Here is a 22368-nt window from a genome sequence, read left to right as displayed (position 1 = left end):
CACTTTACCCTCCCCCTCGTGGGGAGGGTCGGTGAGCACTTCGTGCGCAGCGCGAATGGCGAACCGGGGTGGGGGTGTGACGGCGTACGCCGGATCGAGACTACCCCCACCCCGCTCCGCTTCGCGGATCGACCCTCCCCACAAGGGGGAGGGTGAAAGCTGATGGGCGCCTACATACTGCGCCGTATCCTGCTGATGATACCGACCCTGTTCGGCATCATGGCGGTTGCTTTCGTCGTCACTCAATTCGCACCGGGTGGACCGGTCGAGCAGGTCATCGCCAGCCTGACCAACCAGGGCGGCAGCGACCGCCTCGGCAGCGGCGGCGGCGATGCAGGAGGCGGCGGCAATTTCGATGTGGCCGGTGACGTCGGCTCGAAGTATCGCGGCGCGCAAGGGCTCGATCCGGAATTCATCAAGAAGCTGGAAAAGCAATTCGGCTTCGACAAACCACCGCTCGAACGCTTCGGCATGATGCTATGGAACTATGCCCGCTTCGATTTCGGCGACAGCTATTTCCGTGACATCTCGGTTCTCGATCTGATCCTGGAGAAGATGCCGGTGTCGATCTCGCTTGGGCTGTGGATCACGCTGTTGTCCTATCTGATCTCGATCCCCCTTGGCATCCGCAAAGCGGTCAAGGACGGCTCCGCCTTCGACGTCTGGACCAGCGGCGTGATCATCGTCGGCTATGCCATACCGGCCTTCCTGTTCGGCATATTGCTGATGGTGCTGTTCGCGGGCGGTTCCTTCTGGGACTGGTTCCCACTGCGCGGCATCGTCTCCGACAATTGGGACCAATTGTCGTGGCCCGACAAGATCGTCGATTATTTCTGGCACATGACCTTGCCGCTGACGGCGCTGGTGCTGTCGGCCTTCGCGACGACGACGCTGCTGACCAAGAACTCCTTCCTGGAAGAGATACGCAAACAGTATGTGGTGACGGCCCGTGCCAAGGGCCTGTCGGAGCGGCGGGTGCTTTACGGACATGTGTTCCGCAACGCAATGCTGATCGTCATTGCCGGCTTTCCAGCGGCCTTCATCTCGGCCTTTTTCACCGGCTCGCTTTTGATCGAGAACATCTTTTCCCTCGACGGTCTCGGGCTGCTCGGTTTCAGGTCCGTGTTGGCGCGCGACTATCCGGTCGTGTTCGCCAACCTCTATATATTTTCGCTGCTTGGCCTGTTCGTGACGCTGTTGTCCGACCTGATCTACACATGGGTCGATCCGCGCATCGATTTCGAGCGGAGAGACGTCTGATGACGCAGGCTGCAGCCGAGATCACACCGATAAGGATCGCCCGCCCCTGGCTGTCGCCGCTCAACAAGCGGCGCTGGCAGAACTTCAAGGCCAACAGGCGCGGCTACTGGTCGTTGTGGATATTCCTCGCTCTGTTCGTGCTGTCGCTGTTTGCCGAACTGATCGCCAACGACAGACCGATCGTCGCCTACTACAAAGGCGAGATCCTGTTCCCGGTGGCGGTCGCCTACCCCGAGGAAAAATTCGGCGGCTTCTACGCCGTCACCGACTATCGCGACCCGGTCATCCGCGACGAGATCAACGCCAATGGCTGGATGATCTGGCCGCCAATCCGCTATTCCTACCGCACCGTCAACAATGCGATCCCCGACGCCGCTCCCGCAAAACCGTCATGGGAATATGACGCGCAGAGGCGATGCAGCCAATATCCGCAAGGCGCTGCCGATCCTGACTGCATTGTCGGCAACTGGAACTGGCTGGGTACCGACGACCAGGCGCGCGACGTGCTGGCGCGCATCATCTACGGGTTTAGGATTTCCGTGCTGTTCGGGTTGATCCTGACTGCGGGTTCGTCGGTTATCGGCGTCGCCGCCGGCGCGCTGCAAGGGTATTTCGGCGGCTGGACCGACCTTCTCTTTCAACGCTTCATAGAAATCTGGTCGGCGATACCGCTGCTGTATCTGCTGCTGATCGTCGCCGCCATCCTGCCGCCGGGCTTCTTCATCTTGCTTGGGCTGATGCTGCTGTTCTCCTGGACGTCGCTTGTCAGCGTGGTGCGCGCCGAATTCCTGCGCGCACGCAACTTCGAATATGTCAACGCGGCCCGCGCGCTTGGTGTGTCCAACCGCACCATCATGCTGCGCCATCTTCTGCCTAATGCCATGGTGGCGACGCTGACCTTCATGCCTTTCCTGGTCAGCGCCTCGATCTCGACACTGACCTCGCTCGACTATCTCGGCTTCGGCCTGCCGCCCGGCACCGCGTCGCTCGGCGAACTGCTAAAACAGGCGCAGAGTAACCTCAATGCCCCCTGGCTCGGTATATCGGGCTTCATCGTCATCTCGCTGATGCTGTCGCTGTTGGTGTTCATCGGTGAAGCAACGCGCGATGCTTTCGACCCGCGCAAGGCGTTCCGATGAGCAGCGAACTCCTGCTCTCCGTCCGCGATCTCAGCGTTGCCTTCACCCAAGGCGGCAACGAGTCGACCGCCGTCGACCACATCTCCTTCGATCTCGCCAAGGGCGAGACGGTGGCGCTTGTGGGCGAATCCGGTTCCGGCAAATCGGTCTCGGCGCTGTCGGTGCTGAAGCTTCTGCCCTACCCGACGGCCAGCCATCCCTCGGGCAAGATCCTGTTCCAGGGCGCCGACCTTTTGGCGATGAACGAAAAGCAGTTGCGCAGCGTGCGCGGCAACAAGATCACCATGATCTTCCAGGAGCCGATGACTTCGCTCAATCCGCTGCACACGATCGAGCAGCAGATCGTCGAGATCCTGGCGCTGCATCAGGGCATGGGCGACCGCCAGGCCAAGGCGCGCACGCTGGCGCTGCTCAACGAGGTCGGCATTCGCGAACCGGAAAAGCGGCTCGACGCCTATCCGCACCAATTGTCCGGCGGCCAGCGGCAGCGCGTCATGATCGCCATGGCGCTGGCCAACGAACCGGAACTGCTGATCGCCGACGAACCGACGACGGCGCTCGACGTCACCGTGCAGGCGCAGATCCTCGAATTGCTGGCGGAGTTGAAGAGCCGTAAGGGCATGTCGATGCTGTTCATCACCCATGATCTCGGCATTGTCAGAAAGATCGCCGACCGCGTCTGCGTGATGACCAAAGGCAAGATCGTCGAGACCGGGCCGACCAAGGACATCTTCGCCAACCCGCAGCACGCTTATACCAAGCACCTCCTCGCCGCCGAGCCGAAAGGCAAGCCGCCGGCCGCCAACGACGCCGCCAAACCGGTTATGACCGGCAAGGACATCAAGGTTTGGTTCCCGATCAAAAAGGGTTTCTTTCGCACCACCGTCGACAATGTGAAGGCTGTTGACGGCATCGACGTCACCGTACGCGCCGGCCAGACGCTAGGCGTCGTCGGCGAATCCGGCTCCGGCAAGACGACGCTCGGGCTGGCGCTGGCGCGGATGATCTCATCGACCGGCACCATCCAGTTCAACGGCAGCGACATCAACCAGCTTTCCTTCAACGCCATGCGGCCGCTGCGCCGCGAGTTGCAGATCGTTTTCCAGGACCCGTTCGGCTCGCTCAGCCCGCGCATGTCGGTCTCGGAGATCATCGAGGAAGGCTTGAAGATCCACGAGCCGAAGCTGTCGCCCGACCAACGCGACGACAAGGTCGTCGCCGTGCTGAAGGAGGTCGGGCTCGATCCGGCGACCAGGAACCGCTATCCGCATGAATTCTCCGGCGGCCAGCGCCAGCGCGTCGCCATTGCGCGCGCCATGGTGCTCAATCCACGCTTCGTCATGCTGGACGAACCGACCTCGGCGCTCGACATGAGCGTGCAGGCGCAAGTGGTCGACCTCTTACGCAATCTGCAGGCCAGGCACGACCTTGCCTATCTGTTCATCAGCCACGATCTGAAAGTCATTCGCGCCCTTGCCAATGACGTCATCGTCATGCGCAATGGCAAGATCGTCGAAGCCGGCCCTTCCGAACAGATTTTCGAGCGGCCGCAGACCGACTATACGAAGGCGCTGATCTCGGCCGCGTTCAAGATCGAGACGGCGCCGGTCGGTATCGTCAGCGAATAACAGGGAATACAATCCGCAAATGGAAAAAGGCAAAATCCTGCTTGCCGTCACCGGCTTTCATCCGCAGCGCTGGCGCGAGCTGCTGTCGGCCGAGCGCGAAGTGGTGCTGGAGCCGGACGGTGCCTCTGACCCGTCGATCACCTATGCGGTGGTGTGGAAGCAGAAGCCGAACCTCTTGAAATCGCTGCCGAATCTACGCGCAATCTTCTCGATCGGCGCCGGCGTCGACCATATCTTCGCCGATCCCGGCCTGCCCGATGTGCCGATCGTCAAAGTCGTAGCCGACAACCTCACCCAATACATGACCGAATATGTCGTCTGGCGGGTGCTCGACCATCATCGCCAGGGCATGCTCTATCGTGCCCAGCAGCCGAAGAAGACCTGGCACGAACCGCCGCAGCGGCCGGCCGGCGACATCTCGGTCGGCATTATGGGGCTCGGCAATCTCGGCCGCGCCGCGGCGTCGGTGCTGTTGTCGCTCGGCTTTGCCGTCAACGGCTGGTCGCGCAGCGACAAGGCCATGAAAGGCGTTGCGACCTATGCCGGAGAGGCCGGGCTGATCCCCTTCCTCAACGCCACCGACATACTGGTGGTGCTGCTGCCGCTGACGCCGGATACGCACGGCATCATCAATTACGGCGTGCTGAAGGAATTGCGCAAGCGCAACGGCCTCGGCGGCTCGGTGCTGATCAATGCCGGGCGCGGCCGGCTGCAGAAGGACGCCGACATATTGCGCGCGCTGGGCGACGGCACGCTGAAGGAGGCGAGCCTCGACGTGTTCGAGGTCGAGCCGCTGCCGAAGACCAGTCCGCTATGGAGTCACCCGAAAGTGTTCGTGACGCCGCACGCGGCGGCGACCTCCGACCCTGTCCACCTGGCGCCGAGCATGTTGCGGCAGATGGATGCCTTCGAGCGCGGCGAAAAGCTTGATAACGTGGTCGACCGCAAGGCGGGGTACTGAGGAAGTCCAGGTTCAGCTCGGCAGACTGAACTTCTTCTGCTTGTTGGGCGTGCCGCAGTCGCGGCGGACGATCGAGCGGTTCATGGCATCGATCTGGCCGCTTGCCAGGTCGGTGTCGCGCTTGCTTTTGGAGCGCATATCCGGCGTGAACGGGCCGAAGCCCATCGCCGGATTGGAGAAGCTCGGCTTGGCGTCCGTCGACAGATGGTATTGCTGCGCCAGTTCGTTGCGCTGCGCCAGCAACTGGTCGCAAGGCACATTGTCATATTGCAGCGACGATTGTACGTCCTGGTCCTGCCGCTCCGACATCGAGCTGCTGCAGCCGGCCATCGCTAGGCAGGACGCCAAGACCATCATGTTCCAGCGCATGTGTTCCTCCTCAATGCCTGCCGAGGGCTTTTCTCGGCTTGTATCCTACCTGATGCCGCGCCAGCCGCAAAAATCCTATTCACGTTTTCGAACAAGACGAGACATCAACCCTTGGACGAGGGCACCGCCAGCGCGGCAAGCCCGCCGACCGGCTGGCGGCGATCCCAGCGGATGACGGTCGGCTGCATCGACAGCACCGACAGGCCGTTTGCGGCAAGCACCCGCTCGACATAGGCTTGAGAATGGGCGTAGCGACGAGACGGCTGCAGCGCAAAACCGGCGTCGCCGCCCGCCCCGCCCTTGGCTGGCGTTTCGACGGAAAAGGCAAACAGGCCATTGGTGGCCAGAATGCCGGCTACGGTCTTCACCACGCGATCGAGCGCGCCGACATAGATGAACACGTCGGCCGCCACCACCAGATCGGCTTTCGGTCCGGCATAGGCGAAATCCTGCAGATCGGCCTTGGCGAGCAGATCGTAGACGCCTTTGGCGCGGGCCTTTTTCAGCATGGCGGCGGAGATGTCGTAGCCCTCCAGCCGTTCGGCGACCGGCCGCAGTTTCTCGCCCATCAGACCGGTGCCGCAACCAAGGTCGAGCGCCAGCGAAAAGCGGCCCGCCCTTGCCGCTCGAATGGCGCGATCGAGAAACTCCGGCAGCCGGTAGCCGAGCTTGCCGACCAGCGAATCTTCGAAAGTTTCGGCATAGTGGTCGAACAGCGTTTCGACGAAGGCGCTGGGTGGCGCCGCGGCAGCCGGCGCCTTGCCGATGAGTTGCAGCTTCAGCGCAGCGCCAAGGCGATCCGCCGGGTCGAGTTTCAGCGCCGTCGCCCATGCTTGAGCCGCCACGTCGAGCCGCTCGGCCGTCTCCTGCATCTCGCCAAGACGGAACCAGCCCGCCGCCCATTGCGGCGCCAGTTCCAGCGCGCCGAGCAGCAGCTCCGCCGCTGCCGCGTGCTCGCCCGAGCCGAAAAGCATCTCGGCATAGTCGGCGCGACGGTCGGCGGTCAGGTCGCCGGACGAGATTTTCAGCGGTTGCATGGCGATGGCCCCGCCGGCTGATGCGGCCGGTGGCTGGCTGTAGGCCGAGTCAGCAGTCTCTTGCAACAGGCTTCCCGCGCTGGAATTAGCCACTATCTTGACTGGATGCGCGCCAGCGACCTGCTCCATCCCCGGCCTGAAGGCCTTTATTGCCCATGCGGCGATTTCTTCATCGACCCGGTGCGGCCAGTCAACCGGGCGTTGATCACGCATGGCCATTCCGACCATGCCCGATCCGGCCATCGTTCGGTGCTGGCGACGCAGCAGACGCTCGACATTATGGGGTTGCGTTATGGCGAGGATTTTGCCGGGACAACGCAAGCGGCCGTGCTTGGCGAAGCGATGGCGCTGAACGATGTCAGCGTCACCTTCCATCCGGCCGGCCATGTGCTGGGCTCGGCGCAGATCGCGGTCGAGCACAAGGGCAGGCGCATCGTCGCCTCCGGCGACTACAAGCGCCAGAAGGACGCGACCTGCGCACCGTTCGAACCGGTCCAATGCGATGTGTTCATCACCGAGGCGACCTTCGGCCTGCCGGTGTTTCACCATCCGCCCGACACGGAGGAGATCGCCCGGCTGCTCAAATCGGCGGCGCAGTTTCCCGAGCGATCGCATCTGGTCGGCGCCTATGCGCTGGGCAAGGCACAGCGGGTGATGCGGCTGCTGCGCGATGCCGGTTATGACAGACCGATCTATATCCACGGCGCGCTGGCCAAGCTCAGCGAATATTACCAGAGCCAGGGCATCGACCTCGGCACGCTGGAGCCGGCAACCGTCGACAGCGGCGGCAAGCAGGATTTCACCGGGGCCATCGTTGTCGGCCCTCCATCGGCCTTCGCCGACCGCTGGGCGCGGCGCTTTCCCGACCCGATCTCATGCTTCGCCTCGGGCTGGATGCGCATCCGCCAGCGTGCCAAGCAAGGCGGCGTCGAACTGCCGCTGATCATTTCCGACCACGCCGACTGGGACGAACTGACCGCCACCGTCAAGGAGACGGGCGCCGGCGAAATCTGGGTGACGCATGGCCGTGAGGAAGCGCTGGTGCGCTGGTGCGAGCTGGAAGGCATCGCCGCCAGGCCACTGCACCTGGTGGGATATGAGGACGAGGGCGATTGATGGTGATTTTTGATCCAGAAATCGCCGGCGCGGCGATCCTTCCCACCCCCCTCTGGCCTGCCGGCCATCTCCCCCGCAAGGGGGGAGATCAGATGTCACCTCCGCTTTCGCCAATCGCCAACCTCGCAAGATGGGCGGCAAGATCAAGGCTGCCAATCTCCCCCCTTGCGGGGGAGATGTCCAGCAGGACAGAGGGGGGTGTGCCAGAACGCAAACCTCTGCCGTCAACGCGGTCCTTGCATCCATGAACCGCTTTGCCGAACTCCTCGACCGCTTGGTGCTGACGCCGTCGCGCAATGGCAAGCTGACGCTGCTCGTCGACTATTTCCGCAGCGTCGAGGACCCCGACCGCGGGCTGGCGCTGGCGGCGATCACCGGCGACCTCAACATTGCGGCGGTCAAGCCGGCGATGCTGCGCACGCTGGTCACCGAGCGCATGGATCCGGTGCTGTTCGGCTATTCCTACGACTATGTCGGCGACCTCGCTGAAACCGTGTCGCTGGTCTGGCCGCAAACGCCGGGACATATCCCCAACCGGGAGCCGACGCTTGGCGACGTCGTGACGAAGCTGCAGGCGGCGAGCCGCTCGGACGGACCCAAGGTGCTGGCCGGGCTGCTCGACAGCGCCGGCATTTCGGCGCGCTTTGCCATCATCAAGCTGGTCACCGGCGGCTTGCGCATCGGCGTTTCGGCGCGGCTGGCCAAACAGGCGCTGGCCGATTTCGGCAAGGTCGATGTCGCCGAGATCGAGGAGCTGTGGCACGGGCTGACGCCGCCCTATATCTCGCTGTTCGCGTGGCTGGAAGGCAAGGCCGAGAAGCCGAAGCGGACCGCACTTGCCCTGTTCAGTCCGGTGATGCTGTCGAACCCGGTCGGCGACGGCGACCTCGAAAAGCTCGATCCGGCCGCCTATGCCGCGGAATGGAAATGGGACGGCATCCGCGTTCAGGCGGTGTGCGAGGGCGGCGTGCGCCGGCTCTATTCGCGCACCGGCGACGATGTGTCCGGCGCATTCCCCGATCTCGCCCAGGCAATGGATTTTTCCGCCGCGCTCGACGGCGAACTGCTGGTCGGCGAGCCCGCGGCGACCGGCACGTTTTCGGACCTGCAACAGCGGCTCAATCGCAAGAGCGTGGCCCCGAAGATACAGCAGCAATACCCGGCCTTCATGCGCTGCTACGATGCGCTGCAGATCAACCGCGAAGATTTGCGCGCGCTACCTTTCCGCGAGCGGCGGGCCCGTCTTGAGGCCTTCATCACAACGCTGGACCCGCACCGTTTCGATCTGTCGCCATTCGTCGAATTCCGGGATTGGCAAACGCTGGAGGAACTGCGCCGCGCGCCGCCGCACCCAATCATCGAAGGCGTGATGCTGAAGCGCTGGGATTCGCCCTATCTCGCGGGACGGCCGAAAGGCCCGTGGTTCAAGTGGAAGCGCGATCCGCACACGGTCGATGCTGTGCTGATGTATGCGCAGCGCGGCCATGGCAAGCGGTCGAGCTTTTATTCCGACTATACGTTCGGCGTCTGGTCGGGGCCGGAAGGCGCGGAGGAATTGGTGCCGGTCGGCAAGGCCTATTTCGGCTTCACCGACGAGGAGTTGAAGCAGATCGACAAATTTGTCCGCGACAATACGGTCGAGCGTTTCGGCCCGGTGCGCTCGGTGCGCGCCGACCGCAGCCAAGGCCTGGTGCTGGAGGTGGCGTTCGAAGGTCTCAACCGTTCGACCCGCCACAAATCCGGCGTTGCGATGCGATTTCCCCGCATCTCACGGCTGCGCTGGGACAAGCCGACCGCCGAAGCCGACCGCATCGAGACGCTGCAGGCGCTGCTTGATCGCTAGGCGGCGCTTACGGTTCGATCGAAACGCGGATCTCGTAGATGTCGACCGCCTTGCCCTGCTTGTCGAAGTCGGAGTTGATGGCGATGCTGCCGGCCGCGCCCGGGGGCTTGTCGGGGAATTTCACGTCGAACAGATATTCGTTACGCTGCTGGCCGACCGCATAGCGCTTGCGGCCGCAGTCGCCGAGATCGCCGAAATTGCAGTCGACGGAGATCTGCGTGTCCTTGCCGTCCTCGGCGCGGGCGACGATGTCGAACACGGCATGTTTGCCGGCAAGCTTCTCCAGCACGCCCTGCCCGACATCGAAGCTGATGGCCGAGCCGGAAGCACCGGAGCGGATGCGCAGGAAGGAGCCGGTGTCGTCCTGCACGACATCGGCCTTGGCGTCGGACGGGGTCGCCACATGCGTTGGATCGGTGGGTGTAAACACGTTGATCCAGTCGCGCGTCTGTTCGGCGACACCAGGCTGCTGCGGCGCGCCAGGCTGCTGCGGCTCAGTTGTATCGGCAGGCGGCGTGAAGTCGTCATCGTCGACGGTCGGCGGCGCTTCGGGCGGCGCCGTGTCGAGCTGCGCCGGCGTCTTGAAGACCCCGGTCTGCACGGCGAAATAGAGGCCGATGCCGGCGGCGGCGAGCAACGTCACGCCAAAGAAGATCGCCGTCAGCGGCAGGCGGCGGCCCCTTATCCGCCTTTCATCGCGATCAGGCGCCACTTCCGCCGCGGCCTCGGCCGGCTCGGAATCGGCCATATCGATCGCCGGGGCGCCGGGCAGCGTGGCGTCAGGCATGATGTCGGGGACGACCGGCAGCACGCGCGAACGCGGCGCGTCGGATGCCTCGGGCTGAACCGGTTCATCAACGACGATCGCCGGCGACGGTCCGGCCGCGACACCTGTCGGGGCATCGACCGCGGGCGCTTCGGCGGCGCCCTGTACGGCGTCTTGCGGCTGCGCAACGCGTTGCGTCAGCGCGGTATCTTGTGTCTGCGCAGCGCTCTGCGTCGGCGCGGCGACATCGGGGACCGCGGGCAGGAATTCGGATTCGATCTCGGCGATCTTTTCCTGCACCGCCTTACGGCGCTTGATGGCGGCTTCCACCGTCACGCCGGGATTGGCCTGGAGCACGCGGTCGAGCGCCGCGAAAGCCGACCGATAGACCCGCTCGCGAAATGCCCGGTCCTCGGCGTTGCCTTTCTCGAAGGCGTTGCGGATCGCTTTTTCGATCGCGTCCAAGCGAATTCCCCTGTCCGTTCGCTTACATTGCCATGATCGTTAGCCGCAGGCGACCAATCAATCAACGGGCGAGCGCCCGCATTCTGCCTTACAGGCCTGTTCAACGCTCATTTCGATGCCTTTTAGCAATAAAATCAGTCCGTTTGCCGCCTTGCCGGGCGATTTGCGCGCAGTCCGGCGCGACGTCTCCGCGTAATCGAAAAAGCAAACGAGGCGATGGCTTATTCCGCGCCAATGGAAAATGACGGGACGAATTGCCGGATCCAGCCTTGAAATCACGGTTGCCCATCTTGAATTAGCGGCCGGTTGAGTCTATCACCCAGCCGATCCTGGAGGCTTCGCGCTTCCTGGGCCGCTTTAGCTCAGTTGGTAGAGCACATCATTCGTAATGATGGGGTCAGGTGTTCGAGTCACCTAAGCGGCACCAGTTCTCCATCCGACGCAAGCGTGACGGCAGGTGCAAGGCTAATGCACGTCACTCCCTACGCCAACACCGGCACTTCCTGTCTGCCTCGTCGACATGCGCCATATGGCCGCCGCCACAGGATTGCGTCGTCAGACGCTTGACCATCGACTATGCTGCATCGCGCAAGATCGACAGCCTAGAGAACCCGACAATACAAGCATAATTTATAAGATACAAAACCACTATCTTAGAATAATCTTCGTCAATTTTGACCTATATCAGACACTCCGGATTATAGTTGTGTAATTAAACCGTGCCTTTCTGACATGGTACTACTGCTCATGCAGCATTGCGGACGTGAAAAACCCTCAGCGACGCAACGCACTCGCAAATCATACCCATTTTTAGCACTAACTCACACAAATATTACAGCTCGATAGATATTTTGTGTTGCACTGCACCATTGCCCGGTTGCACCATTTCTTGGGGGATTGGTACTGGGAAGTGCGCCGTGGAGGATTCCGCCAAGTTGATCAGCTTGAATTTTTCGCTGGCCAGCACCGATTTCGAGGCTGCCCCGCGCACAAGGCGCGGGTTTGATGTTGTCGGCGCACTCTCGACGCTGGCAGGCCTCGACCTGAGGCCCGGAATGCAGGGCCGCTGGCTTCATCGGAGATTTCAGACCGGCGGAAATGGCTGATGGCGGTCGCGCGTGACAATCAGTTGGACGCTCTGCGCGCCATCGCTGTCACGATGGTTCTCTATTCCCATTTCCTTGCACCCAACGGGTCCTCCTTTTGGGGCCACATCGGGGTGCGGCTTTTTTTTGTGCTGAGCGGCTTCCTGATCACACGACTGCTGCTCGAAGCGCGCGCCGCGGCCGAATTCAAAGCCGGCCCTGCATTGAGTTCCTTCTACATCAGGCGCGCGCTGCGCATATTCCCGCCCTATTTCGCCGTGCTTGGGTTCGTCTGGCTGACCGATCTGGAGCAGTCCAGTGGATCGCTCGTCTGGCATGCGCTTTACCTGTCGAATTTTTGGTACGCGCTGCGCAACGAATGGACGCCCTGGCTACTCTGCCATTTCTGGAGCCTGAGCATCGAGGAGCAGTTCTATATCGCCTGGCCGCTGGTCGTGCTTCTCGCACCCCGCCGGCGGGTGGAAGCGATCACTATCGGCGTCATCCTGTTGTCGCTGGCCTATCGCTTCTACTGGCCGATCACCGCCACCCCGGCGCTAGCGCGCGACCTGCTGCCGCCAGCATCGATGGACGCGCTGGCGTTTGGTGCTTTGCTTGCCTGCCGGCGGACCAGAGGCGCCGGCCTGCCGCAATGGATGCGGCTAGGCTGGCCAGCCCTTGCGGCTGTCTTCCTGGCGATTGAGTGGCTTATCCCTGCGCCGGCCGATCCTATGCTGGAATGGGCCCGCTGGGCGTTACTGCAGATCCTGCCCCTAGTGCCGCTGGTGGCCGTTGTCGCCGCCTGTTCAGCCGGCCTTGGCGGCGTCCTCGGCAGGGTTTTCGAACTGCCACCGCTGCTGTCACTGGGCCGCATCAGCTACGGCGTCTATCTTTACCATCCGATCCTTCTGTCGCTCGCCGTCAAGTCACAGCCCTGGATCCCGCTCAATGTCTCGGAGCAGGGGCCAGGGCGTTTCCTGGTCGCGAGCGCCGCCACGATCGCCGTCGCTTCGATCTCGTGGACGGCTTTCGAAAAGCCGCTCAACGGCCTCAAGCGCCGCTTCCCCTATGTAGCGCGCCGCCGCTCCCAGGCACGCTCTGGCGATGCCGGCTGGCTCGGCAGGGCGGCGGACGCCTATCCCGGCGGATCCCCCGATGGCCGCGCCGCACTCGAACTCCGGCGAACGGATGCGCAGAGATGACCACCGCGCCGCTCGTCTCCGTCCTGCTGCCGGTCTACAATGCCGGGCCTTATCTCACCGCTGCGCTGGAGAGCATTCTGCGGCAAGACTACGATCGCCTGGAGGTCATCGCTATCGATGACGGATCGACTGACAACTCGCTCGAGATTCTCGAACGATACCGCCGGGCAGACAATCGCGTTTCTGTCATCTCGCGTGAGAACCGCGGCCTCGTCGCCACCCTCAATGAAGGGCTACGACTGGCCCAGGGCGAGCTTGTTGCGCGAATGGATGCGGACGATGTCGCCTATCCCCGGCGCCTCTCGCGCCAGGTCGCACTGTTCGAGCGGCGGCCCGATCTCGGCTTCTGCGGCGCCTGCGTCGATACCTTGCTTCACGGCCGTATCGCCAAAGGCAGGCTAGACCCGGTGTTCCGGCTCGGCCGGCTCGACATATTGTCGATGTTCTTTACGATATTCTTACATCCGACGGTGATCTATAACAGGAAGGTTATTGGGAACAACGATCTCTATTACGATCCAAAATATAGGCATGCCGAGGATTTCGATCTCTTCAGACGGCTTGCCGGCCGTTTCCCGGCGACCATATTGCCCGATAGCCTGCTCGTCTATCGCATCCACGCGGGAAGCGTGACCATGCGGCATGCCAAGGAAATGCGCAGGACGCATTTGCGGATCGTGGCCGAAAATCTCGAGCGTGAGGGGCTTGCGGAAACCACAGCGGATCTGCGCGACATCGGCGAGGCCGTCTCCTTCGACACGGTTTCGCGCGCAGCCGATTTCATCCGTGCGCTCGAAGAGCGGATTTCCGAGCTGCCGACCGACACACGGCCAAGCTTCGAGGCAGGCGCTCTGAACCTGTTCTATTTCCTCTACCAACTCGTCGGCGACGAAGGAGAACCGCCGCTGACCCACGAATTGCTCACGCGGACGGCGAGATGGAATTTCATCCGGCGCCGCGAACAATATGCGCTGCGTCCCGGCGTCTGGGCGCCTTGGCTCAGCCTGCTCTCGATAAGGGCCGGAAAGCGGGCGGACGCGGTGGCGTACTTCTTCAAAACCACGCCGGCCGAAGCGGTGCTTGCGCGTTATCAGCGGGGACTGGTATGACCGACAGGCCCCACCCGCTCCTGCGCGATCACCAGTTTGCGAGTGCGCCTGTCCCGACATCTCCCCGATCGGAGCGGCCGTCGCTCGAGGTCAGTTTCATCGTCTGCACGCGCGACCGCGCCGCTGTGCTGGAGGCTTGCATAGCCTCGATCCAGGCCGCATGCCGGGTGCACGCCACCTTCGCGGCAGAGTTGGTGGTGGTCGATAATGGTTCACGGGACGGCACGTCAAAGCGGCTGGCCGCTATCGCCGAAACTTCCGACATCCCAGTCACAGCCGTCTCGGAGACTCGCCCCGGACTAGCCGCTGCCCGCAATGCCGGATTGGCGCGAGCGCGAGGACGCGTGCTGGTCTTCGTTGACGATGACTGCAAGCTCGACCGCGACTATCTCCGCGACCTGGAGCGGCACTACCGGAGTGGCGAGAAGTGGCTGATCCGCGGCGGCCGGGTCGAGCTCGGTGATGCCCGGGACCTGCCCTTCACCATAAAGCTCTACGAGGCAAGCGAGCGGCTGACCCCGGCGGTCCACCCCGGCGGCTTCGTGCTCGGCTGCAACATGACCATGCACCGCGACGTCGCGGCCCGCATCGGGTCGTTCGACGAACGCTTCGGCGCTGGCGGCCCGCTACGCTCGGCTGAAGATACTGATTATCTCGTGCGGGCGATGCTGCTCGGCATGCCGGTCGAGTATGTGCCCGACATGACGGTCTTGCATCATCACGGCCGGCGAGACCGCAAATCGATCGACAGGCTGCACCGCGACTATAGCCTCGGTAATGGTGCGCTGTGCCTGAAACATGTCCGCCACGCCCCTTGGCTGCTTCGCCATGTCTATTGGTCCGCGCGGGCCGCGTTCAGGGAACTGGCGGGCCGTCCTCGCTTTGACCGCGACCTCGATCTGTCGCACTGGCCTATTGTCGTTATGAATCTGGCAGGTGCCGCCAGATTTGCGCTGCTCGTCATGATGGGATGGCCAAAACGGCTGCCGCTGCGCCACGACCGAGAAGCCAGCGAAGCCAATGCGGAGGCCAGAGCGCGATAATGTCACTGATTCCGTCAGCCCTGCCAATGCTGCGCCGCGCGCTTGGTGGCAGGCTGTTGCGGCTCGTTCCCGTCGTGGTGGGGCTCGGGCTTGCAGGCGCCGCGCTGGAAGGCCTCGGCATCGGTCTCATCATTCCGCTGCTCGGCATCATTATGGGACGTGGCGAAACATCAGGCATGGCCGGTTTCTCCGCCCTCCTCCAGCAGGTTGGAGCGGACCTCGGCGAGCGCCAGCGGCTGATCGCCATTTCGGCCGCGATCCTCGGTTCGATCGTACTGAAAAATGTCTTTGCCTTCGCCAACACTCTGCTGACCAGCTACATCTACGGCAAGGCAGGTTATTCGATCCGTAGCGCACTGTCGGAGCAGTTGCTCAGGGTCGGCTACCCCTTTTTCCTGCAGCAAAGCCCCGGGCGGCTGCTCAACATCATCTCCAACGAATCCTGGCGAGCATCCGACGCTATCCAGGCCCTGCTCGGCGCGATCGTCAGTGCCTCGGCCGCCGTCATCCTGCTCGCCTTCCTCCTGCTCCTCTCTTGGCAGATGACGCTGCTGGTGACTCTAGGGCTGGCGCTTGTCCAGCTGGCGCACGGGGTTTTGTCGTCCAATCTGAAGGCGCCGAGCCGCAGCGTCGTCTCGCGCAACAGCGCACTGGCGTCGCAGATGCTGCATCTGGTGCATGCCGGGCGCCTGATTCGCATCTTCGGGCAGGAGAACCGCGAAAAGGCGGTCTTCGCCAAAGCGTCCGACGGGGTGCGGCGGGCGGCTTTCGTGCTTTCAATCCGCCAGGGCGTCTTGCCGCCACTGACCGAGGTATTGCACGCAATGCTGTTCCTGGCGGTGGTGATCGGAGCCTGGCTGGCGAATGTAAGCTTCCCGCTGACCGTCGCCTTCCTCATCCTGCTCTACCGACTGCAGCCGCATATGCGCGCCTTGCAGATGTCCTGGAGTCAGTTGCAAGGCATGAGCGGCTCGCTGGAGGAGGTACAATGGCTGCTCGATCCTTCCGACAAGCCCGAGGCGCCGCAGGGCAGCCTGCCGTTCGACGGCTTGCGCCAAGGGATCAGCTTCGATGATGTGAGCTTCGCCTATTCCGGTCCCCTGTCAGGCCCCGACGCGCGCGAGGCGGTGCTGCATAAGGCGGTGTTCGACATCCGCAGCGGCCGCTCGACTGCGCTGATCGGCCGCTCGGGCGCCGGCAAGACGACGATCGTCAATCTCCTGTGCCGCTTCGTCAAACCCGACAGCGGCAGGATCCTCGTCGATGGGGCACCGCTCGATGAAGTCGACCCAAGCCAGTGGCGGCGGAACATTGCCCTGGCCAGTCAGGAGCTGGAACTGGTCGATGGCACCATTTTTGAAAACATTATCTACGGCTACGACACGGCCTCGGCCAGCGACGCCATGCGCGCCGCAAGGCTGGCCGAGGCACATCAATTCATCGAGCACCTGCCGCAGGGTTACGCGACGCTGGTCGGATACCGGGGCATCAACCTGTCAGCCGGACAAAGGCAAAGGATCGCCCTGGCGCGGGCGCTGGTGCGCGATCCCGATATTCTCATCCTCGACGAAGCCACCAGTGCGGTGGATGGGTTGTCAGAAGCCGCTATTGTCGAGACGCTGAAATCGCGGGCCGGCCGCCGCACCACCATTGTCATCAGTCATCATTACAGCACCATATCGTTCTGCGACGACGTGGTGATCTTGAGCCGCGGTCGGGTGAAAAAACAGGCCCCCTTCGCAACCCTGGCAATGCTCAGCATGGACGAGCTTTACCAGCACGGAGCGGGTGAGTGATGGGGGCGCACCCCAACCTGCGACGCGGCTTGCGCCCGGCAGCTCGCAGATCGCGATCAATCCTGCCGGCAAACCACCGCCGCGACGCATTTCCGATTGTTCAAAAACAATTCTCGGTGGGAGGTCAGGCGGCCTTCTTCTTCGCCAGCCGCGCCTTGATCGAGGCGACGTCGGCGCGCGGCGTCGCGGCGAACAGCGTCCTGGTGTAGTTGTGCTTGGGGTCGGCGAAGACCTCCTCGCGCGAGCCGTATTCGACGGCTTCGCCGAAATACATCACCATCACATCGTCGGCGATGTAGCGCACGACCGACAGATCGTGGCTGATGAAGACATAGGTCAGCTGGAATTCGTCCTGCAGGTCGGCGAGCAGGTTGAGCACCTGCGCCTGCACCGAAAGATCGAGCGCGGAGACCGGTTCGTCAAGCACCAGCAGGCTCGGGTTCAGCATCAGCGCGCGGGCAATGGCGATGCGCTGGCGCTGGCCGCCCGAGAACATGTGAGGATAGCGATTGTAGTGCTCGGTTCCGAGGCCGACTTTCTTCAGCATCCTCATGGCGAGGTCGCGCCGCTCTTCGGCCGGCTTGTCGGTGTTGATGAGCAGCGGCTCGCCCAGCACATCTCCGATCTTTTGGCGCGGATTGAGCGATCCGTAAGGGTTCTGGAAGACGATCTGCACCTTGCGGCGCATCTCCCTGGTCAGGCCGTTCCTTGCGATGTCGACCTTGTTGCCGTCGATGAACAGTTCGCCCGACGTTGCCGGATCGATCAGCGTGATGATGCGCGCCAGCGTTGACTTGCCGCAGCCCGATTCACCGACGATGGCCAGCGTCTTGCCCTTGTCGACGCTGAACGAGACGCCCTTGACCGCATGCACGGTGCGCGCGCCGCGAAACAGGCCGCCGCCGACGTGATAGTCGCGCACGATGTCCTTGCCTTCGACGACCTTGATGCTCATCAGACGCCCCCGGCAGCCGGTTCGAACAGCATGTCCGAGACGGTCGGTAGCCGGTCGCCGACGGCATTTTCCGGCAGCGCCGACAAAAGCGCGCGGGTGTAATTGCTCTTCGGCGATTCAAACAGCGACAGCACGTCGGCCTCTTCCATCTTGCGGCCCTTGTACTGGACGATGACGCGGTCGGCGGTCTCGGCGACGACGCCCATGTTGTGGGTGATCATGATCAGGCCCATGCCGTATTTGACCTGCAGCGAGACCAGCAGGTCGAGGATCTGCTTCTGGATGGTGACGTCGAGCGCGGTGGTCGGCTCGTCGGCGATCAGAAGCTTCGGATTGCAGGCGATGGCGATGGCGATCATCACGCGCTGGCACTGGCCGCCCGACATCTGGTGCGGAAACGAGTTCAGCCGTTCGGCCGGCTCGGCAATGCCGACCTGCGTCAGCAATTCGATGGCGCGCTCGCGACGCTGGGCCTTGTCCATGCCCATATGGAAGCGCAGCACCTCCTCGATCTGAAAGCCGACGGTGAAGCACGGATTGAGACTGGCCATCGGCTCCTGGAAGATCATCGACATGTCCTTGCCGACGATCTTTCGCCGGTCGGCCGGGCTCATCTTCAGGAGATCGCGGCCGTTGAAGCTCATCTCGTCGGCAGTGACCGTCGCCGTCCACGGCAACAGCCCCATCACAGCCAACATCGACACCGACTTGCCGGAGCCGGATTCGCCGACGATGGCCAGCACTTCACGTTCGTTCACATGGAGCGAGACGCCATCGACCGCGCGGAACGGGCCGGATGCGGTCTGGAACTCGACGACGAGATTGCGGATGTCGAGCAGCGCCATTACGACCTCCTCAGCTTCGGATCGAGCGCATCGCGCAGACCGTCGCCGATCAGGTTGATGGCAAGCACGGTGATGAGGATGGCCAGACCGGGGAAGGTCACCACCCACCAGGCGCGCAGGATGAATTCACGCGCCGAGGCGAGCATGGTTCCCCATTCCGGTGTCGGCGGCTGGGCGCCAAGGCCGAGAAAGCCGAGAGCGGCCGCCTCCAGGATGGCGTTGGAGAAGGACAGCGTGCCCTGGACGATCAGCGGCGCCAGGCAATTGGGCAGGATGGTGCGCAGCATAAGCCTTATATGGCCGGCGCCGGCGACCTTGGCGGCGACCACATATTCGCGGCTCTTTTCGGCCATGACGGCAGCGCGCACCAGACGGGCAAAGTGGGGTTGCAGGACAAGCGCGATGGCCAGCATGGCGTTGAACAGGCCGGGGCCGAGGATGGTGACCAGAACCAGCGCCAAGAGCAGCGACGGGAAGGACAGGATCAGATCCATGACCCGCATGATCGCCACGTCGACCCAGCCCCGGAAATAGCCGGCCAAAAGGCCGAGCGTGATGCCGCCGACAAGCGCCAGCGTGACCACGACGGCGCCGATGAGCAGCGAGAAACGCGCGCCATAGAGCAGGCGCGAGAGCATGTCGCGGCCGACCGCGTCGGTGCCAAGCAGATATTCCATGCTGCCGCCTGCCTGCCAGGCCGGCGGACGCAGGAAAGCGGTCTTGTCCTGGATGTCGGGCGCATAGGGCGCGAGCAGCGGTGCAAAGAGCGCGGCCAGCACCAAAAGGATGAAGACGAACAGGCCGATGACGGCGCCGCGGTTTACCGAGAAATAGTGCCAGAAAGTCCTGAAGCCGGTCAGTCGGTCAGGGTTGCCGGCGGCCATCGGGGCGATTTCGGTCGACTGGCTCATCACGCCGCCCTGATGCGCGGGTTGATGACGGCATAAAGCACGTCGACGATCAGGTTCACCGCCATGACGATAAGGGCGATCAGCAGCAAGCCTGACTGCACGACGACATAGTCGCGCTTGGATATGGATTCGACCATCCACTTGCCGATGCCCGGCCAGGCGAAGATGGTTTCTGTGAGAATGGCGCCGGCGAGCAGGGTACTGACCTGCAGGCCGATGGTGGTGACCACCGGGATCAGCGCATTGCGCAGCGCATGCACGCCGATGACGCGGGACGACGACAGGCCCTTGGCGCGGGCGGTCCGCACATAGTCTTCGCCCAGCACTTCGAGCATGGCCGAGCGCGTCTGGCGCGCGATCACCGCCAGCGGGATGGTGCCGAGCACAATTGTCGGCAGCACCAGGTGACTCAATGCCGAGCGGAAAGCATCCCATTTGCCGTAGAGCAGGCTGTCGAGGGTCAGGAAGCCGGTGATCGGCTTGATAAAGAACTGAAGGCCGATACGTCCTGAAACCGGGGTCCAGCCGAGATAGCCGGAGAAAAAGATGATCAGCAGCAGACCCCACCAGAAAATCGGCATGGAATAGCCGACGAGGGCGGTGCCCATCAGCCCCTGGTCGAACCAGGAGCCGCGTTTGACCGCAGCAATGATGCCGGCCGGGATGGCCAGCACCATGGCGAAGATCATGGCGAAGACTGAGAGCTCGATGGTTGCCGGGAAGAGCGTCATGAAATCTTCGATGACCGGCCGCTTGGACGAAATCGACACGCCGAAATTGCCGGTCGCGGCATCGCGGACATAATGCGCGTATTGCTGCCAGATCGGCAAATTGTAGCCGAACTGTTCCTTCAGTTCCGCGTAACGCTCGGGCGACACGCCATGCTCGCCGGCCATGGCAAGAATGGGATCGCCGGGCAGCAGCCTGACAAAAGCGAAGGCGCAGATGGTGATGCCGATCAGCGTCGGCAGCACCAAGACGATTTTGTTTAGGAGATATCGGAGCATCTTGAAAAGCGGGCGGCGCCTGATTGCGCGCCGCCCGCCTAACAGTTCTATTCGGCCTTGTCGACGCCGTCGAAGCGATGAATGCCGAGCGGGTCCATCATGAAGCCGCTGACATTCTTGCGCACGACTGCGTAGACCTGGCTGTGTGCCATGAGGAAGGCCGGAGCCTGCTTCTGGAAGACAACCTGCGCCTCTTCATAGAGCTTGGTGCGTTCGGCCTGGTCGCTGGTCTTCTTGGCCTTCTGGATCAGATCCTCGAAGTCCTTGTCGCACCAACTGGAGTAGTTCGACACGCCGATGGCCGAGCAGGCGAACAGCGTAGCGAAGAAATTGTCCGGATCGCCATTGTCACCGGTCCAGCCGATCTGGAAGGCGCCCGGACGCTCCTTCTTCTTGCCTTCTTCGCGGTACTTCGTCCACTCGTAGCTGACGATCTCCGCCTTGACGCCGACCTTGGCCCAGTCAGCCTGGATCAGTTCGGCGGCGCGCTGGAAGTTCGGGTTGTAGGGACGGACGCGGTCGGAGGCCCAAAGCTGGATCTCCTTCAATCCGGCATCGGCCAGCACCTTCTTGGCGGCTTCCGGATCATAGGCGTCGGACTTCACGTCCTTGTTCCACGACCACATGGTCGGCGGGATCAGGTTTACGGCCGGCGTGGCGCCGGCGTCCTGGAACAGCGACTTGATGAGCGATTCCCGATCGATCGCCTGGTTGAGCGCATGGCGCACTTCAGGCTTGTCGAGCGGCGGGATGGTGGTGTTGTAGCTCATATAGCCGATGTTGAGGCCAGCCTGATCCATCAGGGTCACGTCGGCGTTGGCCTTGATCGTGCCGATGTCGGCAGGATTCGGATAGGGCGCGATATCGCATTCGCCGGCGAGCACCTTCTGGATGCGGGCGGTGGCGTCAGGCGTGATCGCGAAGACGAGATCGTCGATCTTTTCCTTGCCCTTGAAGTAGTCCGGGTTGGCCGCATAGCGGATGACCGAATCCAGCTGGTAGTCGACGAACTGGAACGGACCTGTACCGACCGGCTTGGTCGAGAAGTCGGCCATCTTGCCGTCTTTTTCCAGCTGGTCGGCATATTCCTTCGACACGATCGAGGCGAAGTCCATGCCGAGATTGGCCAGCATCGGCGCGTTCGGTTCGGTCAATGTCAGCTTCACGGTCAGGTCATCGACCTTTTCCCACTTGGCGACGTATTTCGGCATGTCCATGCCGGTGTAGTAGTCCCAGGTCAGGTTCGGCAGGTACTTCTCGCCGTTCCAGGGGTTTTCCTTGTTGAACTGGCGATCGAACGAAAAGACGACGTCGTCGGCATTGAAATCACGCGTCGGCTTGAAGAAATCCGTCGTCTGGAACTTCACGCCCGGATGCAGGTGGAAAGTATAGACCAGGCCGTCGTCCGAAATCTCCCATTTGTCGGCGAGGCCGGGCACAACTTCGGTGCCGCCATGCTTGAACTCGACCAGGCGCGAATAGACGGTGCGCGACGAGGCGTCGAAGTCGTTGCCGCCCGTCGTGGTACCCGGGTCGAAGTTGGCCGGCGAGGCCTCCGAGCAATAGACCAGCGTCTTGGCATTGGCCACACCGCCGAGGACGCTTGCAGCCAGCAACGCGGCTGCAAAAGTCAGTTTCTTTTTCATTGAGCACTCCCTGATGTTCTTCCAAGCCCCTCTATAGGCTCGCGAAGCGCGCATATAAGCACCGTTTTTCCGGCTTTGGAACACCCTGTTTGCCTACCCCACCGTAAGCAGAAAATATTTCTCGGTCTTTGACGAACTGCAGAAACAAATAGCAAAATCTGCTAATCACGGGATTGTTAACGACC

At 62.7% G+C, this 22368-nt stretch carries 19 protein-coding genes and 1 tRNA gene; 12 read left to right on the top strand and 8 right to left on the bottom strand.

The genetic code is table 11. From position 1 onward, the window contains the following. The first annotated feature begins 162 nt into the window (after positions 1-162). From NKJ76_RS09390 to NKJ76_RS09375, 4 genes are read left to right on the top strand one after another with little or no spacing between them, the layout of a single operon-like run. On the top strand, positions 163-1260 hold the full coding sequence (locus NKJ76_RS09390; protein WP_023669509.1) for a microcin C ABC transporter permease YejB: 1098 nt from the start codon (positions 163-165) through the stop codon (positions 1258-1260). Beyond that, positions 1260-2399 (top strand): ABC transporter permease, encoded by a 1140-nt coding sequence (locus NKJ76_RS09385; RefSeq protein ID WP_023669508.1) that lies wholly within the window; start codon positions 1260-1262, stop codon positions 2397-2399. The genes NKJ76_RS09390 and NKJ76_RS09385 overlap by 1 nt, the downstream gene beginning before the upstream one ends. Continuing rightward, positions 2396-4027, top strand: a complete 1632-nt coding sequence (locus NKJ76_RS09380) for an ABC transporter ATP-binding protein (RefSeq protein ID WP_352521641.1) — start codon at positions 2396-2398, stop codon at positions 4025-4027. Before NKJ76_RS09385 ends, NKJ76_RS09380 begins: the two co-directional genes overlap by 4 nt. Before the next feature lie 19 nt (positions 4028-4046). Continuing rightward, positions 4047-4988, top strand: a complete 942-nt coding sequence (locus NKJ76_RS09375; protein ID WP_023682039.1) for a 2-hydroxyacid dehydrogenase — start codon at positions 4047-4049, stop codon at positions 4986-4988. A gap of 12 nt (positions 4989-5000) precedes the next feature. Here NKJ76_RS09375 and NKJ76_RS09370 read toward each other — a convergent pair whose 3' ends face one another. Both NKJ76_RS09370 and NKJ76_RS09365 read right to left on the bottom strand, forming a co-directional pair. Then, entirely contained in the window at positions 5001-5357 is a 357-nt protein-coding gene (locus tag NKJ76_RS09370; RefSeq protein ID WP_023692609.1) for a hypothetical protein, read from the bottom strand. A 104-nt stretch (positions 5358-5461) separates the two neighbouring features. Further along, entirely contained in the window at positions 5462-6394 is a 933-nt protein-coding gene (locus NKJ76_RS09365; protein WP_352537279.1) for a class I SAM-dependent DNA methyltransferase, read from the bottom strand. Positions 6395-6499: 105 nt separating this feature from the next. Between NKJ76_RS09365 and NKJ76_RS09360 the strand changes: the two genes are divergently transcribed. After that, complete coding sequence (locus tag NKJ76_RS09360) at positions 6500-7510, top strand: ligase-associated DNA damage response exonuclease (RefSeq protein WP_023731394.1); 1011 nt, start codon at positions 6500-6502, stop codon at positions 7508-7510. A 244-nt stretch (positions 7511-7754) separates the two neighbouring features. Next, positions 7755-9353: a cisplatin damage response ATP-dependent DNA ligase gene (locus tag NKJ76_RS09355; protein WP_352521638.1), complete on the top strand. Its 1599-nt coding sequence runs from the start codon at positions 7755-7757 to the stop codon at positions 9351-9353. Positions 9354-9360: 7 nt separating this feature from the next. Here the strand turns inward: NKJ76_RS09355 and NKJ76_RS09350 are convergent, their stop codons facing one another. Then, positions 9361-10584 carry a hypothetical protein gene (locus NKJ76_RS09350; RefSeq protein ID WP_352521637.1) on the bottom strand — a complete coding sequence of 408 codons (1224 nt, stop codon included), beginning with the start codon at positions 10582-10584 and terminating at the stop codon, positions 9361-9363. Positions 10585-10935: 351 nt separating this feature from the next. Between NKJ76_RS09350 and NKJ76_RS09345 the strand changes: the two genes are divergently transcribed. The 6 genes from NKJ76_RS09345 to NKJ76_RS09320 all read left to right on the top strand — a co-directional run bounded on the left by NKJ76_RS09345 (position 10936) and on the right by NKJ76_RS09320 (position 16819). Next, positions 10936-11011: transfer RNA gene (locus NKJ76_RS09345), tRNA-Thr, on the top strand. A 490-nt stretch (positions 11012-11501) separates the two neighbouring features. Next, a complete protein-coding gene (locus NKJ76_RS09340; RefSeq protein ID WP_023682045.1) occupies positions 11502-11690 on the top strand; it encodes a hypothetical protein in 189 nt (62 codons plus the stop codon). Next, positions 11690-12871: an acyltransferase family protein gene (locus tag NKJ76_RS09335; RefSeq protein WP_023669499.1), complete on the top strand. Its 1182-nt coding sequence runs from the start codon at positions 11690-11692 to the stop codon at positions 12869-12871. The genes NKJ76_RS09340 and NKJ76_RS09335 overlap by 1 nt, the downstream gene beginning before the upstream one ends. Beyond that, complete coding sequence (locus NKJ76_RS09330) at positions 12868-13980, top strand: glycosyltransferase family 2 protein (protein WP_023682047.1); 1113 nt, start codon at positions 12868-12870, stop codon at positions 13978-13980. The genes NKJ76_RS09335 and NKJ76_RS09330 overlap by 4 nt, the downstream gene beginning before the upstream one ends. Continuing rightward, entirely contained in the window at positions 13977-15023 is a 1047-nt protein-coding gene (locus NKJ76_RS09325) for a glycosyltransferase family 2 protein (protein ID WP_023732470.1), read from the top strand. The genes NKJ76_RS09330 and NKJ76_RS09325 overlap by 4 nt, the downstream gene beginning before the upstream one ends. After that, positions 15023-16819 carry an ABC transporter ATP-binding protein gene (locus NKJ76_RS09320; RefSeq protein WP_027049321.1) on the top strand — a complete coding sequence of 599 codons (1797 nt, stop codon included), beginning with the start codon at positions 15023-15025 and terminating at the stop codon, positions 16817-16819. Before NKJ76_RS09325 ends, NKJ76_RS09320 begins: the two co-directional genes overlap by 1 nt. Before the next feature lie 124 nt (positions 16820-16943). On the opposite strand, the gene NKJ76_RS09315 is transcribed toward NKJ76_RS09320, so the two are convergent. From NKJ76_RS09315 to NKJ76_RS09295, 5 genes are read right to left on the bottom strand one after another with little or no spacing between them, the layout of a single operon-like run. Next, entirely contained in the window at positions 16944-17774 is an 831-nt protein-coding gene (locus NKJ76_RS09315) for a dipeptide ABC transporter ATP-binding protein (protein WP_023682050.1), read from the bottom strand. Then, complete coding sequence (locus NKJ76_RS09310) at positions 17774-18619, bottom strand: ABC transporter ATP-binding protein (protein ID WP_023682051.1); 846 nt, start codon at positions 18617-18619, stop codon at positions 17774-17776. The genes NKJ76_RS09315 and NKJ76_RS09310 overlap by 1 nt, the downstream gene beginning before the upstream one ends. Then, positions 18619-19503 (bottom strand): ABC transporter permease subunit, encoded by an 885-nt coding sequence (locus NKJ76_RS09305; RefSeq protein WP_050485757.1) that lies wholly within the window; start codon positions 19501-19503, stop codon positions 18619-18621. Before NKJ76_RS09305 ends, NKJ76_RS09310 begins: the two co-directional genes overlap by 1 nt. Before the next feature lie 26 nt (positions 19504-19529). Beyond that, complete coding sequence (locus NKJ76_RS09300; RefSeq protein ID WP_023669492.1) at positions 19530-20537, bottom strand: ABC transporter permease subunit; 1008 nt, start codon at positions 20535-20537, stop codon at positions 19530-19532. A 47-nt stretch (positions 20538-20584) separates the two neighbouring features. Next, on the bottom strand, positions 20585-22183 hold the full coding sequence (locus tag NKJ76_RS09295; protein WP_023669491.1) for an ABC transporter substrate-binding protein: 1599 nt from the start codon (positions 22181-22183) through the stop codon (positions 20585-20587). Positions 22184-22368 lie beyond the last annotated feature (185 nt).

The organism is Mesorhizobium sp. M0029 (assembly GCF_040323735.1).
Lineage (GTDB): Bacteria > Pseudomonadota > Alphaproteobacteria > Rhizobiales > Rhizobiaceae > Mesorhizobium.
This window is presented reverse-complemented; position numbering and strand designations above follow the sequence as displayed.